The 17702-nt window shown below is 39.3% G+C and carries 16 protein-coding genes and 1 pseudogene; 15 read left to right on the top strand and 2 right to left on the bottom strand.

Annotation, left to right across the window (positions count from 1 at the left end; all coding sequences use genetic code 11):
• The first annotated feature begins 7 nt into the window (after nt 1-7).
• From ACYTR8_RS06865 to ACYTR8_RS06840, 6 genes are all read left to right on the top strand, one after another.
• The gene (locus tag ACYTR8_RS06865; protein ID WP_003051182.1) at nt 8-1006 is read left to right on the top strand and encodes an alpha-ketoacid dehydrogenase subunit beta; all 999 of its coding nucleotides are present in this window, start codon (nt 8-10) and stop codon (nt 1004-1006) included.
• Between the two features lie 179 nt (nt 1007-1185).
• Nucleotides 1186-2595: a dihydrolipoamide acetyltransferase gene (locus ACYTR8_RS06860; RefSeq protein WP_479641909.1), complete on the top strand. Its 1410-nt coding sequence runs from the start codon at nt 1186-1188 to the stop codon at nt 2593-2595.
• Between the two features lie 326 nt (nt 2596-2921).
• Complete coding sequence (lpdA, locus tag ACYTR8_RS06855; RefSeq protein ID WP_479640279.1) at nt 2922-4685, top strand: dihydrolipoyl dehydrogenase; 1764 nt, start codon at nt 2922-2924, stop codon at nt 4683-4685.
• A 230-nt stretch (nt 4686-4915) separates the two neighbouring features.
• Nucleotides 4916-5230 (top strand): PadR family transcriptional regulator, encoded by a 315-nt coding sequence (locus tag ACYTR8_RS06850; RefSeq protein ID WP_003051169.1) that lies wholly within the window; start codon nt 4916-4918, stop codon nt 5228-5230.
• Complete coding sequence (locus tag ACYTR8_RS06845; protein ID WP_111716715.1) at nt 5227-6339, top strand: DUF4097 family beta strand repeat-containing protein; 1113 nt, start codon at nt 5227-5229, stop codon at nt 6337-6339. The genes ACYTR8_RS06850 and ACYTR8_RS06845 overlap by 4 nt, the downstream gene beginning before the upstream one ends.
• A gap of 83 nt (nt 6340-6422) precedes the next feature.
• On the top strand, nt 6423-7412 hold the full coding sequence (locus tag ACYTR8_RS06840) for a lipoate--protein ligase (RefSeq protein ID WP_269760051.1): 990 nt from the start codon (nt 6423-6425) through the stop codon (nt 7410-7412).
• Between the two features lie 104 nt (nt 7413-7516).
• On the opposite strand, the gene gatD is transcribed toward ACYTR8_RS06840, so the two are convergent.
• Both gatD and murT read right to left on the bottom strand, forming a co-directional pair.
• Entirely contained in the window at nt 7517-8308 is a 792-nt protein-coding gene (gatD, locus tag ACYTR8_RS06835) for a lipid II isoglutaminyl synthase subunit GatD (protein WP_479640277.1), read from the bottom strand.
• Nucleotides 8308-9651 carry a lipid II isoglutaminyl synthase subunit MurT gene (gene murT, locus ACYTR8_RS06830; protein WP_479641908.1) on the bottom strand — a complete coding sequence of 448 codons (1344 nt, stop codon included), beginning with the start codon at nt 9649-9651 and terminating at the stop codon, nt 8308-8310. Before murT ends, gatD begins: the two co-directional genes overlap by 1 nt.
• Before the next feature lie 103 nt (nt 9652-9754).
• Between murT and cdaA the strand changes: the two genes are divergently transcribed.
• The 9 genes and pseudogenes from cdaA to ACYTR8_RS06785 form a co-directional block, all read left to right on the top strand.
• Entirely contained in the window at nt 9755-10606 is an 852-nt protein-coding gene (gene cdaA / locus ACYTR8_RS06825) for a diadenylate cyclase CdaA (protein WP_003056621.1), read from the top strand.
• The gene (locus tag ACYTR8_RS06820) at nt 10603-11559 is read left to right on the top strand and encodes a CdaR family protein (RefSeq protein ID WP_111716708.1); all 957 of its coding nucleotides are present in this window, start codon (nt 10603-10605) and stop codon (nt 11557-11559) included. Before cdaA ends, ACYTR8_RS06820 begins: the two co-directional genes overlap by 4 nt.
• Before the next feature lie 53 nt (nt 11560-11612).
• Nucleotides 11613-12968, top strand: a complete 1356-nt coding sequence (gene glmM, locus ACYTR8_RS06815; RefSeq protein WP_479641907.1) for a phosphoglucosamine mutase — start codon at nt 11613-11615, stop codon at nt 12966-12968.
• A 122-nt stretch (nt 12969-13090) separates the two neighbouring features.
• A complete protein-coding gene (locus ACYTR8_RS06810) occupies nt 13091-13732 on the top strand; it encodes an N-acetyltransferase (RefSeq protein ID WP_111716702.1) in 642 nt (213 codons plus the stop codon).
• Nucleotides 13733-13793: 61 nt separating this feature from the next.
• Nucleotides 13794-14924, top strand: a complete 1131-nt coding sequence (gene hemW, locus ACYTR8_RS06805) for a radical SAM family heme chaperone HemW (protein ID WP_479641906.1) — start codon at nt 13794-13796, stop codon at nt 14922-14924.
• Nucleotides 14925-14934: 10 nt separating this feature from the next.
• A complete protein-coding gene (locus ACYTR8_RS06800) occupies nt 14935-15687 on the top strand; it encodes an acyl-[acyl-carrier-protein] thioesterase (protein ID WP_111716697.1) in 753 nt (250 codons plus the stop codon).
• Complete coding sequence (locus tag ACYTR8_RS06795; protein WP_479641905.1) at nt 15687-16451, top strand: TIGR01457 family HAD-type hydrolase; 765 nt, start codon at nt 15687-15689, stop codon at nt 16449-16451. Before ACYTR8_RS06800 ends, ACYTR8_RS06795 begins: the two co-directional genes overlap by 1 nt.
• A complete protein-coding gene (locus ACYTR8_RS06790; RefSeq protein ID WP_479641904.1) occupies nt 16451-17080 on the top strand; it encodes a TIGR01906 family membrane protein in 630 nt (209 codons plus the stop codon). The genes ACYTR8_RS06795 and ACYTR8_RS06790 overlap by 1 nt, the downstream gene beginning before the upstream one ends.
• Before the next feature lie 459 nt (nt 17081-17539).
• Nucleotides 17540-17702 (top strand): annotated as a pseudogene (locus tag ACYTR8_RS06785) (IS30 family transposase); the annotation flags it as partial.

Genomic DNA, 17702 nt, shown 5'->3' with positions numbered 1-17702 from the left:
AAAAATTATGTCAGAAACAAAATTAATGGCTTTGCGTGAAGCAGTCAACCTTGCTATGACTGAGGAAATGCGCAAGGATGAAAACATTTTCCTTATGGGTGAAGACGTAGGGGTATACGGAGGAGACTTTGGTACTTCTGTTGGAATGATTGAAGAATTTGGTCCTAAACGTGTTAAAGACACACCAATTTCAGAAGCAGCTATCTCTGGTGCAGCTATTGGTGCAGCGATTACAGGACTTCGTCCAATTGTTGACGTTACCTTTATGGATTTCCTTACCATCATGATGGACGCTATCGTGAATAACGGTGCTAAAAACAACTACATGTTTGGTGGAGGCCTTATTACCCCTGTAACATTCCGTGTAGCATCAGGTTCTGGTATTGGTTCCGCTGCGCAACACTCACAATCTCTTGAAGCATGGTTAACTCATATTCCAGGGATTAAAGTTGTCGCTCCAGGTAATGCGAACGAAGCAAAAGGATTATTGAAATCAGCTATCCGTGATAATAACATTGTTCTTTTCATGGAACCTAAGGCTCTTTATGGTAAAAAAGAAGAAGTTAATCAAGATCCTGACTTCTATATTCCACTTGGTAAAGGTGACATCAAACGCGAAGGTACTGACTTGACAATCGTTTCTTATGGTCGTATGTTGGAGCGTGTTCTTCAAGCGGCTGAAGAAGTTGCAGCAGATGGTATCAATGTTGAAGTTGTTGACCCACGTACCCTCATCCCACTTGATAAAGAATTGATCATTGAATCTGTTAAGAAAACAGGTAAATTAATGCTTGTCAATGATGCTTACAAAACAGGTGGATTCATTGGGGAAATTGCAACCATGATTACTGAAAGTGAAGCCTTTGATTACCTTGATCACCCAATCGTTCGTCTTGCAAGTGAAGATGTTCCAGTACCTTATGCACGTGTACTTGAACAAGCGATCTTACCAGATGTTGAGAAAATCAAAGCTGCTATTGTGAAAATGGCAAACAAAGGCAACTAGGCGATAAGACATATGGTTTAGGACAGACCTTATCCCTTAGTCATTTCTTAGATAGATAAGACCTATTGTAAGAAAGGCTACATCGTCTTATCCCTTGTCACAACAGCTTCGTCACTCTTACTTTAGGTAACAAGACGGAGCTGTTGATGGCGCTTATAAAATCGTGAAAGGATGTAGAAATGGCATTTGAAATTATTATGCCTAAGCTCGGCGTTGACATGCAAGAGGGCGAGATCATCGAGTGGAAAAAACAAGAAGGTGATACCGTCAATGAAGGTGATGTCCTTCTTGAAATCATGTCAGATAAAACCAATATGGAACTTGAGGCAGAAGACTCAGGTGTTCTATTGAAAATTGTTCGTCCAGCTGGTGATACTGTACCTGTAACTGAAGTTATCGGTTACATTGGTGCAGAAGGTGAATCAGTAGATACTATTGCTTCAAGTGAAAAAACAACAGAAATTCCAGTTCCTGCTTCAGCAGATGCGGGACCAACAGTAGCTCCAAAAGAAGATGTGGCCAGTCCAGCTCCTCAGGTAGCAGCGACAGCTATTCCGCAAGGAAATGGTGGAAAAGTTCGTGCTACTCCAGCTGCACGTAAGGTTGCAGCAGAAATGGGTATTGACCTTGGCCAAGTTCCAGGAACAGGACCAAATGGGCGTGTCCATAAAGAAGATGTTGAGAACTTTAAAGGTGCTCAACCGAAAGCTTCACCACTTGCTCGTAAAATCGCTGCTGATAAAGGTATCGACTTGGTGACTGTTTCAGGTACTGGCTTTAACGGTAAGGTCATGAAAGAAGACATCATGGCTATTCTTGAAGCTGCTAAACCAGCTGAAGCAAAAGCACCAGCAGCTAAAGAAGAAAAAGTTATTGAGCTTCCAGAGGGTGTGGAACACAAGCCAATGTCAGCTATGCGTAAGGCAATCTCTAAAGGTATGACAAACTCTTACCTTACTGCGCCTACCTTTACGCTTAACTACGATATTGACATGACAGAAATGATCGCCCTTCGCAAGAAGTTAATTGACCCAATCATGGCTAAAACAGGCCTTAAAGTCAGCTTCACAGACTTGATTGGTATGGCAGTGGTTAAAACGTTGATGAAACCTGAGCATGAGTACATGAATGCTTCCCTCATCAATAACGCTAATGATATTGAATTGCACCGCTTTGTGAACCTGGGTATTGCCGTAGGTCTTGATGATGGTCTTATTGTTCCAGTTATCCATGGTGCAGATAAGATGAGCTTGTCAGATTTCGTGCTTGCTTCAAAAGATGTGATTAAAAAAGCGCAAACTGGTAAGTTGAAAGCAGCTGAAAAGTCTGGATCAACCTTCTCTATCACAAACTTGGGAATGTTTGGTACGAAGACATTTAACCCAATTATTAACCAACCAAACTCAGCAATTCTTGGTGTTGGAGCAACTATCCCAACTCCAACGGTTGTGGATGGTGAGATTGTTGCCCGTCCAATTATGGCGATGTGCTTAACCATCGACCATCGCTTGGTAGACGGTATGAACGGTGCAAAATTCATGGTTGACCTCAAGAAATTGATGGAAAATCCATTTGAATTGTTAATCTGATCAATCAGTTTTAAAAAAGAAAAGCATTGATTAATAAAAGGGATTTTGCTAAGTTTAGGCTTGGTGCCCTTTTCTCAAAAATATAGAAAGGATGTAGAACGAGGAGATCTCATGCAAATGAGTGACAAGCAATTGAACCCGAGCGGAAAGCTCGGATAAAAGTGGTAAAAGTTGGCTAATCTTAGCGTCATAGACGTCTGAACTTTCCTCAATTTTTGTTTCGGAAAGTCCGAGTCGTCCTGACGTGGGTGCTTCAACGAGATCAAAGATTTCCGACTTACCGCAAAAATTCAATCGCTTTCTTCTCGCTCTTGGTATCTTAAATTATGGCTGTTGAAATTATTATGCCGAAACTCGGTGTTGACATGGCAGAAGGTGAAATCATCGAGTGGAAAAAACAAGAAGGTGATACTGTCAATGAAGGCGATATTCTTCTTGAAATCATGTCAGATAAAACCAATATGGAACTTGAAGCAGAAGACTCAGGTGTTCTTCTTAAAATTACACGTCAAGCCGGTGAAACAGTACCTGTAACAGAAGTTATCGGTTATATCGGTGCAGAAGGTGAATCAGTTGAGGTTTCTAGCCCCGCTGCTTCAGATGTGAATGTTGCTCGTACAACAGAAGATTTAGAAGCTGCCGGACTTGAAGTGCCAAAAGCACCAGCTCAAGCTGCTTCAGCTGCACCAAAAGCTGCACTTGCTGATGATGAGTATGACATTATCGTTGTCGGTGGTGGACCTGCAGGTTATTATGCAGCTATTCGTGGTGCTCAACTTGGTGGTAAAATTGCAATCGTTGAGAAATCTGAATTTGGTGGAACTTGCTTGAACGTAGGATGTATTCCAACCAAAACTTACCTTAAAAATGCTGAAATTCTTGATGGTATCAAGATTGCAGCAGGACGTGGGATTAACCTTGCCTCAACTAACTATACCATTGACATGGATAAAACAGTTGACTTCAAGAACACTGTTGTTAAAACATTAACAGGCGGCGTTCAAGGTCTTCTAAAGGCTAACAAAGTCACTATCTTTAACGGGCTTGCTCAAGTAAACCCTGATAAGACAGTTACTATTGGGTCAAAAACCATTAAGGGTCGCAATGTTATCCTTGCTACAGGTTCTAAAGTATCACGTATCAATATCCCAGGTATTGACTCTAAACTTGTTTTAACGTCTGACGATATCCTTGACCTCCGTCAAATGCCAAAATCACTAGCAGTTATGGGTGGTGGTGTTGTTGGTATCGAGCTTGGACTTGTTTGGGCATCTTACGGTGTGGATGTTACCGTTATTGAAATGGCTGACCGCATTATCCCAGCTATGGATAAAGAAGTATCTCTTGAACTTCAAAAAATCCTTTCTAAGAAAGGCATGAAGATCAAAACATCTGTTGGTGTCTCTGAAATTGTTGAAGCAAATAACCAATTGACCTTGAAACTTAACAATGGTGAAGAAGTTGTCGCTGAAAAAGCCTTGCTTTCTATCGGACGTGTACCACAAATGAACGGTCTTGAAAACCTTAACCTTGAAATGGATCGTAACCGTATCAAAGTTAATGACTACCAAGAGACATCAATTCCAGGTATCTATGCACCAGGTGACGTTAACGGAACTAAAATGCTTGCTCATGCTGCTTACCGTATGGGTGAAGTGGCTGCAGAAAATGCTATGCATGGCAACACCACTCGTAAAGCTAACCTTAAATACACACCAGCGGCTGTTTACACACACCCTGAAGTGGCAATGGTTGGTTTAACTGAAGAACAAGCTCGTGAGCAATATGGCGATGTGCTTATCGGAAAAAATAGCTTTACTGGTAACGGACGCGCGATTGCTTCAAATGAAGCACATGGTTTTGTTAAAGTTATTGCTGACGCCAAATACCACGAAATCTTAGGTGTTCATATTATTGGACCAGCTGCAGCAGAAATGATTAACGAAGCAGCAACAATTATGGAATCAGAATTAACAGTTGATGAATTACTATTGTCAATTCATGGTCATCCAACTTTCTCTGAAGTGATGTACGAAGCCTTTGCAGATGTTCTTGGTGAAGCTATCCACAACCCACCAAAACGCAAATAATTGTCGTCAAATCTTATATCAGAATAAATAAAATAGCTGTAGACTCATTAGTCTACAGCTATTTCTTATGGAGAAGACGATGTCATCCAATACTCTCTAAAAACTTTCCAGCACTAAGAACTCAATCAAGTTAGAGAGCTTGTTTTAGCTTGACAAAAGCTCATGATAGAGTTATATTTTATATATATTTAAATTAAGCATATAAATAAAATAAATCTATGGAGGTGACCATGTATTATCCAGTACCATCCCCTGTGATTGAGTTCTTAGTATTGGGAATGGTAGGGCAAAAAGCTTCTTATGGCTATGATATCTGTCAGCAGTTGCGGCAATTAACCCCTATCAAGGAATCTACCCTTTATCCTATTTTAAAGAAAATGGAGTTAAATGGGTGGCTATCGACATACACGGAAGCTCATCAGGGGAGACAACGGAAGTATTACCAACCAACTGAGAAAGGGTATGAACAGTTGTTATTTTTGGAGAAGGAATGGCTGCGTTATTCGGCAGCTATCCTAGCTTTGGCAAAAGGAGAAACAAAATGATGAGGCAAGATTTTTTACAGGTATTAGAGCATGACCTAAGCAGTTTACCTGTTCAGGCTAGAGAAGAAGCGTTAGCCTTTTTCACAGAGTATCTGGCAGAAGTAGGAGAGTCCAGTGATGCTCTTGCTGAACTTGGTGATCCCCACCAAGTTGCTCAAGACCTGTTATCAGAGATGAAGGCACAAGGCATTCCCATGGAGATGAGAGAAGTTATGGTGCTTGAAGATAGCAAGGTTGTAGTGACCAAAAAAGTTTCCGTTTTCTTAGAGGATATTGACCTCATGATCAGAGAAGCTGACGTTACTCAGCTAACTTTAGATTATCCTTCTAACCTCTCGACCTTTCTTCAGATAGAACAAAGGGATGAGCAATTTAGTATTAAACAAGTAAAGCCTAGACCAAAACAAAACTTCAGTTTTTTGAACCTAGTAACTAACAAGGTTCCTGATTTTCTATTACATAAACTTACCTTATTAGTTCCCAAAGGACTGACTCTTACAGATCTTACTATTCATCTGGTATCGTCTGATGCCAGCCTAGAAGGTCTTGAGGTCAAAACGTGTCAGCTTACCCTAACCAATGGTGATATTAGAGCAAGAGCTCTTTCTGCTGAGCAATTATCAGGTTTTTTAGCCAATGGAGATATTAGTTTCTTGAATTGTCATTTCCAAGACCTAAAGCTGGAATTAACTAATGGTGATATGAGTTGGCAAGAAAGCCAGAGTGCTAACACTCACCTTATCTGTTATAATGGCGACATTGGACTGACTAACGGGACTTACTCAAATCAACTCATCATTGATAATCAGAATGGGGATACGCACATCCATCAGAGTCAATTATGCCAAGTCGAAATGAGACTAGCTAATGGTGATGTGGCACTTGAAAATAGTACTTTTGAATACATGCTTTTAGAGATGGCTTGTGGTAATGCTGATGTTAGACTTTTACCTCGAGATCAGACAGAAGTAACTATTGATGTGACAACAGATTTTGGAAATTGTCATATTTTTGGTCAACAATCTACAAGTTGCCATTACTATCGTGAAGGGCCCCATCCTCGTCAATTACTCATCACCAATGCTTTTGGGAACATTACCCTCAGTTAGTTGGTCTAGAAAGCTTGTCATTTAGGCTTGTTTTCATTATACTAGAGAAGTAGATTACATATTTTTGAAAGGACTTTTTTCCTATGAAATACATCGTTAACAAAAGTCACAATCCTGCCTTTAACATTGCTCTGGAAGCTTATGCTTTTAGAGAACTAGTGGAAGAAGACGAATTGTTTATCCTTTGGATCAATGAGCCAGCTATTATTATTGGCAAACATCAAAACACCATTCAAGAAATCAATAAAGAATACATTGATGAACATGGTATTCATGTTGTGCGACGTTTATCTGGTGGTGGTGCGGTTTACCATGATTTGAATAATTTGAACTACACCATTATTTCTAACAAAACAGCTGAAGGGGCTTTTGATTTCAAAACTTTCTCACAACCTGTGATTGCGACTTTAGCTGATTTAGGTGTGACAGCTAATTTTACAGGTCGTAATGATATTGAGATTGATGGCAAGAAAATCTGTGGTAATGCTCAAGCCTATTACAAGGGTCGCATGATGCACCATGGTTGCCTTTTGTTTGATGTGGATATGACCGTTCTTGGCGATGCTCTTAAAGTAAGTAAGGACAAGATTGAGTCTAAAGGAGTGAAGTCTGTTCGTGCTCGCGTGACCAATATTTTAAATGAATTACCAGAAAAAATTACCGTTGAGGAATTTTCAGATAAAATCTTGGCTAAAATGAAAGAAACTTACCCAGATATGACAGAATATGTCTTGTCAGAAGATGAGTTAGCTAAGATTGAACAATCTGCCAAAGAGCAATTTGGTAGCTGGGACTGGACTTATGGGAAAGCTCCAGAGTACACTATTGAACGCAATGTTCGTTACCCTGCAGGTAAAATCTCAACCTTCGCAAATGTTGAAAATTCTATTATTAAAAACCTTAAAATCTATGGTGATTTCTTTGGAATCAAAGATGTTCAAGATATTGAGAACCTATTAATTGGTTGTAAATATGAGTACCGGGATGTTCTTGAACGTTTGCAAACGATTGATACGACTCAATACTTCTCACGTATGACCGTTGAAGAAGTTACTAAAGCTATTGTTGCTTAATGGTTTTAAGCACTGAGAAACGTTGTAAGAAGGAAAAACAATAAAACTCCTAAGCGGGATATGTCCTGCTTAGGAGTTTTCGTTTGATGATATGAAAGAAGAACTTAAGCTTTATCAAAGGCAGCTTTACTTTTAATGTCGGCATATTCTTCAGCGACTTCTTGTTTCAGTATATCATCATAGCTAGGTAGTGCAATAGCTGATCCGTACTTTTCTTTGAGAGCTGTTGTTACGAGACGGTAAGCAAGGTTCACGTTGCGTGATAAGATAGGACCGTGGAAATAACTGCCGTAGACGTTTTTATAGTGAACACCTTCAGTTTGGTCTTCCTTATTATTACCATTGCCATAAACCACTCGTCCAAGTGGCTTCTCGTCATCGGATAAAAAGGTACGTCCTTGATGATTTTCAAAGCCATAATAGGTTTCGTTAAATACCTCATTATGGATTTTAATGTCTCCAATAAAACGATTTTGGTGCTGATTAAGGGTGTAGTGTCCCAAAATTCCAAGTCCATCAATTTTAACCCCATTAGCTTGGACATAGTATTGCCCTAGCAATTGGAAGCCACCACAGATGGCAAGCACCACTTTATTATTAGCAATGTAATCCGCTAAAGCAACTTTTTTGCTAGGCAAATCCTTAGCAACGATGGTTTGCTCATAGTCTTGTCCACCACCAAAAAAAACAAGGTCGTAGTAATCTTGGTCAAAGGCATCATTCAGAGAAACAATATCAACGGTAACTCTAGCTCCAAGTTTTTCAGCGACATACTTGAGCATCAAGACATTCCCATTGTCACCGTAGGTATTCATCAGGTTTCCATAGAGATGAGCAATGTTTAGGTCATAGAGGTAGTCAGTGTTTTCTGGAGATTTTAGTGAAGTGTAAGTCATTAGTTCATCTCCTTTTCAACCACATGGCGGTCGGCTAGCAAGCTACGGAATTCTAACATTGCAGTATAGGTTGCTAAAATATAAGCATGTTTGCTTCCTTGTTTTTCAATAGCTTCCATGATTTGCTCGAGCTTTTCAGCTTGTTTTATCTTAGTGTCGTCAAATCCTGTGACTCTAAGTCTTCTGGCAATTTCAGAGTGACGGACACCACCAGCATTAATCTCAGTGATTGGCATTTGTGTAATGAGTTCGAAATTAGCATCCCAAATCCAGCTGGTATCAATTCCATCAGCGTAATTGGCATTTAATAAAACTGATAAGCTAAATGGGTAATCTGCCAATTGAATCATTTCCAGTGCCTGACTGGCTCCAACAGGATTTTTGATAAGCACAAGGGTGCAGGATTTATCTCCAATCTTAAAGGTTTCTTGACGACCGAAAACGGCCTTGCTTTTGTTAAAACCAGCCTTAATTTTCTCGGGAGAAACACCGAAAAATTCAGCAACAGAGACGGCAGCAAGGGCATTGTAAATATTATATAAACCACCGACATTGATTTTGTAATCTTGGCCATCAATGATAAACTCAGAACTGTGATTGGTAATCGTCGTGAGTTCAGTTAATCGATAATCCAACTGTGGTCTCTTGAAGCCACAATTTAAACAAATAAAGTCTCCAAGATTGGCATAGGTATTGAGGTGGTATTGTAGGATATGTTCGCATTTAGGGCATAGGATGCCTTCAGTGTTGTAATGAGCCAATTGTGGGGCATGCTTAGCAGTATCAAAACCATAATACTGAACCGGATTAACTAAGTCTTTTGAAGAGAAAATAGGACTGTCACCGTTGGCTAAGATAGTTGCTTGAGGTGCCTTGCTTGCTCCATCGACAATCATTTGATAAGTGGTATAAATCTCCCCATAGCGGTCCATTTGATCTCTAAAAATATTGGTGTAGACAAAGAGACTTGGTTTGAGGTAATTAGTAATCTTTGGAAGACTTGCTTCATCAATTTCCAAGACAGCAATGTGTTTACCAGATTTTCCTTTTTTAGCTGATAAAAAAGCCGCGGTAATCCCCGTAATCATATTAGCACCGCTCGGGTTGGTAAGTACATCGCCAAATGCTTCTTTCAAGATGCCTACGGTTAAAGCTGTTGTTAATGTTTTCCCATTGGTACCTGTGATGACAACAATCTCATAATCTTTTGAGAGGCTATCTAAAATATCTTTATCGAAGGCTAGTGCTAAACGGCCGGGATAAGTAGAACCGCGCCCTAGTTTCTTTAATATCAATTGAGCTGTTTTGCCGGCACTGAGACCGAGTAATGACTTCATTTTCATGTTTATATTTTAGCATAAGTTTCTCAATTTTAGATAGAGAAAAACGTTACGAATCATGATATAATGTTAATGATATCTATTTTTACATAGAAATGAGAGTTGTATGAGTAATTTATCTAGTATTGACACCAAGTTTTTATTGAGTTTATTTTCTGATCCCTGGATGCTAGCGGTGCATCTCTTGGATATTTTGATTGTGGCCTACCTGATTTATCGTTTTATTAAGGCTTTGACAGGTACCAAAATCATGTCCTTGGTGCAAGGGGTTATTTTCTTTTTGATTATTCGGTTTATAGCGGAATGGATTGGTTTCACCACTATTACCTATTTGATGAATCAGGTTATTACGTATGGGGTTATCGCTGGGGTTGTGATTTTTGCTCCAGAAATCCGTGCAGGACTTGAAAAATTTGGTCGCTCTACACAGGTCTTTTTACAAAAGCAAACGGTTAGCAGTGAAGAAGCCTTAGTAGACGCATTAATCAAGTCTGTCGCTTATATGGGTCCTCGAAAAATCGGTGCTTTGATTGCTATTGAGCAGACTCAAACCTTACAAGAATACATTGCCACAGGAATCCCTTTAAATGCAGATATTTCCAGCCAACTCTTAATCAATATTTTTATTCCTAACACTCCACTGCATGATGGTGCAGTCATTGTTGGCCATAATAAAATAGTAGCAGCTAGTGCTTACCTACCTTTGTCAGAATCCATGACAATTTCTAAGGAATTTGGGACAAGGCACCGAGCAGCAATTGGTCTATCTGAAAACTCAGATGCCTTAACTATTATTGTTTCAGAAGAAACAGGAGCCACCTCGGTTGCCCGTAAAGGACAATTTTTACATGATCTGACTGCAGACGAATTTGAGACTGTTTTGCGAACTTATTTAATCAGTGAACCAACGGTGACTTTACCATGGTACAAGAAAATTCTAGGAGGAAAAGGCAAATGAAACGATTTTTAAATAGCCGCCCTTGGTTAGGGCTAGTTTCGGTCTTTTTTGCCATTCTGTTATTTTTGACTGCTGCGTCTAGTAACCATAATAATTCTGGTTCGCAAACCTATAGTCCGATTGAAACCTATACGCATAGTCTCAAAGATGTTCCTATTGACATGAAATATGACAGTGAAAAATACTTTATCAGTGGCTACTCTTATGGCACTGAAGTTTATCTGACATCGACTAATCGTGTTAAATTGGATTCTGAAGTAAATAGTGATACTCGCAGTTTTAAAATCGTTGCGGATTTAACAAAGAGTCATCCAGGCACTGTCACAGTAGACCTGAAAGTGGAAAATTTACCTTCTGGGGTAACCGCTACGGTATCACCGGATAAGATTTCAGTGATTATTGGTAAAAAAGAATCCAAAATGTTTCCAGTTCGAGGAGCAGTTGATGCTAAACAGATTGCCAATGGTTATGAAATCAATAAAATTGAAACAGGGATTGATAAGGTTGAAGTAACCAGTGATGAATCAACCATTGCTTTGATTGATCATGTTGTGGCAAAATTACCAGATGATCAGGTCTTGGATGCTAATTACAGTAGTCGGGTAACGCTTCAAGCTGTTTCTGCTGATGGAACGATATTGGCTAGTGCTATAGATCCAGCAAAAGCTAACTTGTCTGTCGGGGTTAAGCGGATTACTAAGTCTGTACCGATTAGGGTTGAAGCGGTTGGTGTAATGGATGACCGGTTATCAGATATTCAATATAAATTGTCAAAACAGACTGCTCTTATTTCAGGAAGTCGAGAGGCCCTAGAAGCCATTGACGAAATTGTAGCAGAAGTCAACATCTCTGATGTCACAAAAAATACGAGTAAGACTGTGAGTTTGTCATCTAATCAGGTTTCTATTGAGCCATCAGTAGTAACCGTTCAGTTGACAACCACTAAAAAATAATGGATAATAGCTAGGAAAATTGAATGGAGGAAGCCATTAGGCTTATATAAATTATGGGAAAATATTTTGGAACAGATGGTGTTCGTGGAGAAGCAAATGTTGAGCTGACACCTGAGTTAGCTTTTAAACTGGGCCGCTTCGGTGGCTATGTTTTGAGTCAACATGAGACCGAAAGACCTAAAGTTTTTGTGGCGCGTGATACCCGTATTTCAGGAGAAATGTTGGAGTCAGCCTTGATTGGTGGTCTACTATCTGTTGGTATTGAAGTTTATAAACTTGGTGTTTTAGCGACACCTGGTGTCTCTTATTTAGTTAGAACTGAAAAAGCAAGTGCTGGTGTGATGATTTCTGCGAGTCATAACCCTGCGCTTGACAATGGCATCAAATTCTTTGGGAGTGATGGGTTTAAGTTGGCTGATGACCAAGAATTAGAAATTGAAGCTCTCTTAGATGCTCCGGAGGACACGCTTCCTCGCCCGAGTGCAGAAGGGCTTGGAACCTTGGTAGATTATCCAGAAGGACTTCGTAAATATGAAAAGTTCTTGGTAACAACAGGTACTGACTTAAACGGTATGACAGTTGCCTTAGACACTGCTAATGGAGCTGCTTCAGTGTCAGCACGTGATGTCTTTTTAGATTTAAATGCAGAAATTGCTGTCATTGGTGAAAAACCAAATGGTCTTAATATTAATGACGGTGTTGGTTCAACGCATCCAGAACAACTTCAAGAGTTAGTTAAGGAAACAGGAGCAGATCTTGGTTTAGCCTTTGATGGCGATAGCGACCGTCTGATTGCCGTGGACGAAACTGGCGAGATTGTTGACGGTGATCGTATTATGTTTATCATTGGTAAATACTTGTCAGAAAAAGGGATTCTTGCTCACAATACCATTGTCACAACGGTGATGTCTAACCTCGGTTTTCATAAAGCTTTAGATAAACAAGGTATTAATAAAGCAATTACAGCAGTTGGGGACCGCTATGTGGTTGAAGAAATGCGTCGCTCAGGATACAATCTCGGTGGTGAACAATCAGGACATGTCATTATCATGGACTACAATACCACTGGAGATGGTCAGTTGACAGCTATCCAATTAACCAAGGTAATGAAGGAAACTGGAAAATCACTTTCGGAATTAGCTGCTGAAGTAACCATTTACCCTCAAAAACTGGTTAACATTCGTGTGGAAAATAGCATGAAAGAACGTGCTATGGAAGTTCCAGCTATTGCGAACATCATTGCAAAAATGGAGGATGAAATGGCTGGTAATGGTCGTATTCTCGTGAGACCAAGTGGTACAGAACCTCTTCTTCGTGTCATGGCAGAGGCGCCAACAGATGCTGAAGTTGATTATTATGTCGATACTATTGCTGATGTCGTCCGTACAGAAATCGGATGCGATAACTAACGAGTTGAATACAAACAAGAAACCTTATTTCTAAGGCTTCTGTCAACAATTGGAAAGAGGCTTGGGGCGTTTAGCTCAAGTCTCTTTTATAAATTGCTAAAGTAGAAGAGAAAGGATATCGGATGACAAAACAGCAAATCGAAAAACTAGCGGACTTACTGCCTCCTTTTGCAGCCAAACTTTACTTAGACATGATTCCTGAATTTCAGGAAGGTTATGTTTCATATGTTTATCAAACCCAAAAAGAAGATACTCAAAACCGTCGCATCAAGCAGTTAACTAAAAGTTTTGCACGCTTGCTAGACACGCCTTCGTTTTATGTTATGCCCCTTTCCGCACAAGTAGTCAGACAGCTATTAAGGGATGAAGAAATAGCTTGTCACTCTTTATCCAGCGTAGGGGCTATTCAGGCCTTTGAAGCTGCAGTTGAGGATGAAAAAGAAGTTTTGCAGTTACTTCGTAATGGCTCTAGACTGGCTTTGCTTGTGTTAGAAGAAGCAAATGAAATCGTTCATATGGATTTAGGCATACTGACCAAGGGAGAGCAAAAGGTCATATCACCAGCTATGTTAACTGCTATTGAGGAGCATCTTTTGGCAGCTACTGAGAGAAACGCTTTACAGCTAACCGTTACAGTTGAGCAAGGAGCAGCACGAACCTTTTACCAAGCCCATGGTTTTCATCAAAAGGCTGATGATTTGGTTTTTAAACCAACTGACGGTAAGTTGATTTGTCAAATGGTTAAAGACCTCTTTAAAGCATGAGTAAAGCGTAGAAAGGTATTCTTAGTGAGGCATTTGGTCTCTAAAGTGGTATAATAAGAACATGTCAAAAAAACCTACCTCAGCTTATGTGCATATTCCTTTTTGCACACAAATTTGTTACTATTGTGACTTTTCTAAAGTCTTTATCCAAAATCAACCTGTTGATGCCTACTTGGAAGCGCTGATTCAAGAATTCGAATCCTATGACATTCATGACTTAAAGACTCTTTATATTGGAGGGGGAACGCCAACGGCGATTACTGCAGCTCAGCTGGAGTATTTATTAAGTCACCTTGAACGAAACCTCAATTTAAGCTATCTTGAAGAGTTCACTATTGAGGCCAATCCTGGTGATTTAACCCCAGATAAAATTGAAGTGCTTAAACAATCAGCTGTCAATCGGATTTCGCTTGGGGTGCAAACCTTTAATAATAAACAATTAAAGCAGATTGGCCGTAGCCATAATGAAGAACAAATTTATAGCACCATCGCTAATTTAAAAGCTGCAGGCTTTCACAATATTTCCATTGATTTAATTTATGCTTTGCCAGGTCAAACCTTAGCTCAAGTCAAGGAAAATGTTGCTAAAGCTCTGGCACTTGATATTCCCCACCTGAGTCTTTATAGCCTTATTTTGGAACATCACACCGTTTTTATGAACAAAATGCGACGTGGTAAACTTAACTTACCAACGGAAGACTTGGAAGCGGAAATGTTTGAATATATTATTTCAGAAATGGAAGCTAATGGTTTTGAGCATTATGAAATTTCCAATTTTACCAAACCTGGTTTTGAAAGTCGTCATAACTTGATGTATTGGGATAATGTGGAATATTTTGGATGTGGTGCAGGGGCTTCGGGTTACCTTAATGGCATTCGCTATCAAAATAGGGTACCGATTCAGCACTACCTTAAGGCAGTTGAAGCAGGGAATGCTAGACTAAATGAAGAAGTGCTGCGCAAAGAGGAAATGATGGAAGAGGAACTCTTTTTAGGATTGCGTAAAAAGACAGGAGTTTCCATCCAGCGATTTCAAGAAAAATTTGGTATTTCTTTTGAGGAGCGCTATGGAACTATTGTTAGGGATCTTCAAGACCAGGGACTGCTTGTCAAAGATGATGCCTTTGTCAGAATGACTAAAAAGGGTCTTTTCTTAGGTGACTCTGTTGCTGAGCGGTTTATATTAGATTAGGAGAGTTATTATGGGATTAAGTTATCGCGAGGACATCAAACTTCCTTTTGAGTTGTGTGATGTTAAATCAGATATTAAGTTTCCACTTCTCTTGGACTATTGTTTAACGGTCTCTGGGAGACAATCTGCCCAATTAGGACGAAGTAATGACTACCTTTTAGAGCAATACGGCTTAATCTGGATTGTGACGGATTATGAAGCAACTATTCATCGCTTGCCTCGCTTCAAAGAAACCATTACCATTGAGACACAAGCCATGTCTTATAATAAATTCTTTTGTTACCGACAATTTTATATTTATGACCAAGAGGGACAACTTTTGGTAGATATTCTAGCTTATTTTGCTTTGCTCAATCCAGAAACTCGCAAGGTAGCCTCTATTCCGGAAGATTTAGTAGCACCATTTGAAACTGATTTTGTTAAAAAATTACGTCGTGCTCCTAAAATGCATCTCTTAGAAAAGCCCATTGACCAAGATTATCGTGTACGCTATTTTGACATTGACATGAATGGTCACGTTAACAACAGTAAATATTTAGATTGGATGTATGATGTGTTGGGGTATGAGTTTCTAAAGGCTCATGAGCCTTTACGCATGACTTTAAAATACGTCAAAGAAGTCTCACCAGGTGGTCAAATTACCTCCAGTTATCAGTTAGATCAATTGACTTCTTATCATCAAATCACAACAGCTGGGCAGCTGAACGCCCAAGCCATGATTGAATGGCGAGCGATTAAACAAACAGAAAGTGAGACAGACTAGTGCCTTATAAGGGTTATTTAATTGATTTAGACGGAACAATTTACCAAGGGAAAAACCGTATTCCAGCAGGGGAACGGTTTATCAAACGCCTACAAGAAAAAGGTCTTCCCTATTTATTGGTGACTAATAATACAACACGCACACCTGAAATGGTCCAAGACATGTTGTCTAAACAGTTTAATGTTGAGACAGGCATTGAGACTATCTACACAGCTACTATGGCGACCGTCGATTACATGAATGACATGAACCGTGGCAAAACAGCTTACGTTATTGGAGAAAAAGGTCTCAAATCAGCTATTGCAGCCGCAGGCTACGTAGAAGAACTTGAGAATCCCGCTTACGTAGTGGTTGGGTTAGACAGTCATGTAACCTATGACATGCTAGCTACCGCTACCTTAGCCATTCAAAAGGGAGCCCTCTTTATTGGGACTAATCCTGATTTAAACATCCCGACTGAACGTGGCTTGATGCCAGGAGCAGGTGCATTGAATGCCTTATTAGAAGCTGCCACACGTGTGAAGCCTATTTTTATCGGAAAACCCAATGCTATCATTATGAATAAATCACTAGAAGTCCTAGGAGTCAAACGTTCCGAAGCAGTGATGGTTGGGGATAATTACTTGACTGATATTATGGCAGGCATTCAAAATGATATTGCAACCATTCTGGTGACAACAGGTTTTACGAGACCTGAAGAAGTACCAACATTACCAGTGCAGCCAGATCATGTCCTATCTAGTCTTGATGAGTGGGAATTGTGATGGTAGAAAATATTAAATTATTTTGTAGTTGGCTATGGTTATTAGCGTTAGCTATTCTCATGACAATCTATTCAGCTTGGCTATGGTATCCTCTTGAGGTGGAGTACCTAAAATTAGAACAAGTTGTTTTTATGAGCAAGGATGCTATCTTGCATAACTATAACGGACTGCTCAATTACCTCACTAATCCCTTTGAGACAAGTTTGACGTTTGCTAGTTTTAGATCATCGACAGATGGGCTCAAGCATTTTGCAGACGTCAAGTGGCTTTTTCACCTCACACAAGTCATCTTCCTAGGTCTCCTTTACACAACGGTTAAGGATTTTAAGCAAAGATTCAAAACTAAAAGTTTCTGGTCCATTCAAAGGCCTATAATGATAGCAGCTTTGTTTCCTCTTATGATTGGGTTAATGGCTAGTGTTATTGGATTTGAAAACTTTTTTATTCTTTTTCATAAGGTGCTTTTTGTAAGAGATAGCAATTGGCTCTTTGACCCCTTGAAAGATCCTGTGATCTGGATCCTTCCAGAAGTCTTTTTCTTGCACTGTTTCCTTTTCTTTATGACCGTTTACGAAATCATCTTGTGGAGCTTAGTAGGTTTAGCAAGATGGCAGCGACCAAAGATATAGTAACAACTAAAAGTTAGGAATTCATTTTTCAAAAAATAAAAAACAAGCGCTTTGAAAACGCTTGTTTTTAGTTTATCGACAAGGTAAAATAAAGATACAAAAAGCACCGACTCGGTGCCACTTTTTCAAGTTGATAACGGACTAGCCTTATTTTAACTTGCTATGTTGTTTTGAATGGTTCCAACAAGATTATTTTATAACTTTTATAACAAATAATCAAGTAGAAATTCAAAGAAATTTACCAGCTATAAAACAATACTTAATACTATAGAATGATAACAAAATAAACTACTTTTTAAAAGAATTTTGTGTTATAATCAATTTATTATTAAGTATTGGGTGGTTTTTTCGAAGAGACATTTTGAAAAAGCCTAATTTGTAAAATTAAGCTAGACAGAAAAAAGCCATTTATGTTAGGCTCAGATAAACACCACATTTGTCTGAAAGGAACTAACATAAATGACCTATACTCATCTTACCACAACCGAGCTTGTAATGATAGAGGCTTATTACAAAGAAGGAATAACTGTTAGCAATATTTGTCAATCCCTCAAAAGATCAAGACAAACAATTTATAAGGTCATTGCTTATCTCAAGGCTGGTCACACTGCCTATGATTACT

It is taken from the genome of Streptococcus sp. F2, from assembly GCF_056500955.1.
This window is presented reverse-complemented; position numbering and strand designations above follow the sequence as displayed.

Coding starts and splice junctions, on each gene's coding strand:
- ACYTR8_RS06865 (WP_003051182.1), top strand. CDS start 8: ATGTCAGAAACAAAATTAATGGCTTTGCGTGAAGCAGTCAACCTTGCT.
- ACYTR8_RS06860 (WP_479641909.1), top strand. CDS start 1,186: ATGGCATTTGAAATTATTATGCCTAAGCTCGGCGTTGACATGCAAGAG.
- lpdA (WP_479640279.1), top strand. CDS start 2,922: ATGGCTGTTGAAATTATTATGCCGAAACTCGGTGTTGACATGGCAGAA.
- ACYTR8_RS06850 (WP_003051169.1), top strand. CDS start 4,916: ATGTATTATCCAGTACCATCCCCTGTGATTGAGTTCTTAGTATTGGGA.
- ACYTR8_RS06845 (WP_111716715.1), top strand. CDS start 5,227: ATGATGAGGCAAGATTTTTTACAGGTATTAGAGCATGACCTAAGCAGT.
- ACYTR8_RS06840 (WP_269760051.1), top strand. CDS start 6,423: ATGAAATACATCGTTAACAAAAGTCACAATCCTGCCTTTAACATTGCT.
- gatD (WP_479640277.1), bottom strand. CDS start 8,308: ATGACTTACACTTCACTAAAATCTCCAGAAAACACTGACTACCTCTAT.
- murT (WP_479641908.1), bottom strand. CDS start 9,651: ATGAAAATGAAGTCATTACTCGGTCTCAGTGCCGGCAAAACAGCTCAA.
- cdaA (WP_003056621.1), top strand. CDS start 9,755: ATGAGTAATTTATCTAGTATTGACACCAAGTTTTTATTGAGTTTATTT.
- ACYTR8_RS06820 (WP_111716708.1), top strand. CDS start 10,603: ATGAAACGATTTTTAAATAGCCGCCCTTGGTTAGGGCTAGTTTCGGTC.
- glmM (WP_479641907.1), top strand. CDS start 11,613: ATGGGAAAATATTTTGGAACAGATGGTGTTCGTGGAGAAGCAAATGTT.
- ACYTR8_RS06810 (WP_111716702.1), top strand. CDS start 13,091: ATGACAAAACAGCAAATCGAAAAACTAGCGGACTTACTGCCTCCTTTT.
- hemW (WP_479641906.1), top strand. CDS start 13,794: ATGTCAAAAAAACCTACCTCAGCTTATGTGCATATTCCTTTTTGCACA.
- ACYTR8_RS06800 (WP_111716697.1), top strand. CDS start 14,935: ATGGGATTAAGTTATCGCGAGGACATCAAACTTCCTTTTGAGTTGTGT.
- ACYTR8_RS06790 (WP_479641904.1), top strand. CDS start 16,451: ATGGTAGAAAATATTAAATTATTTTGTAGTTGGCTATGGTTATTAGCG.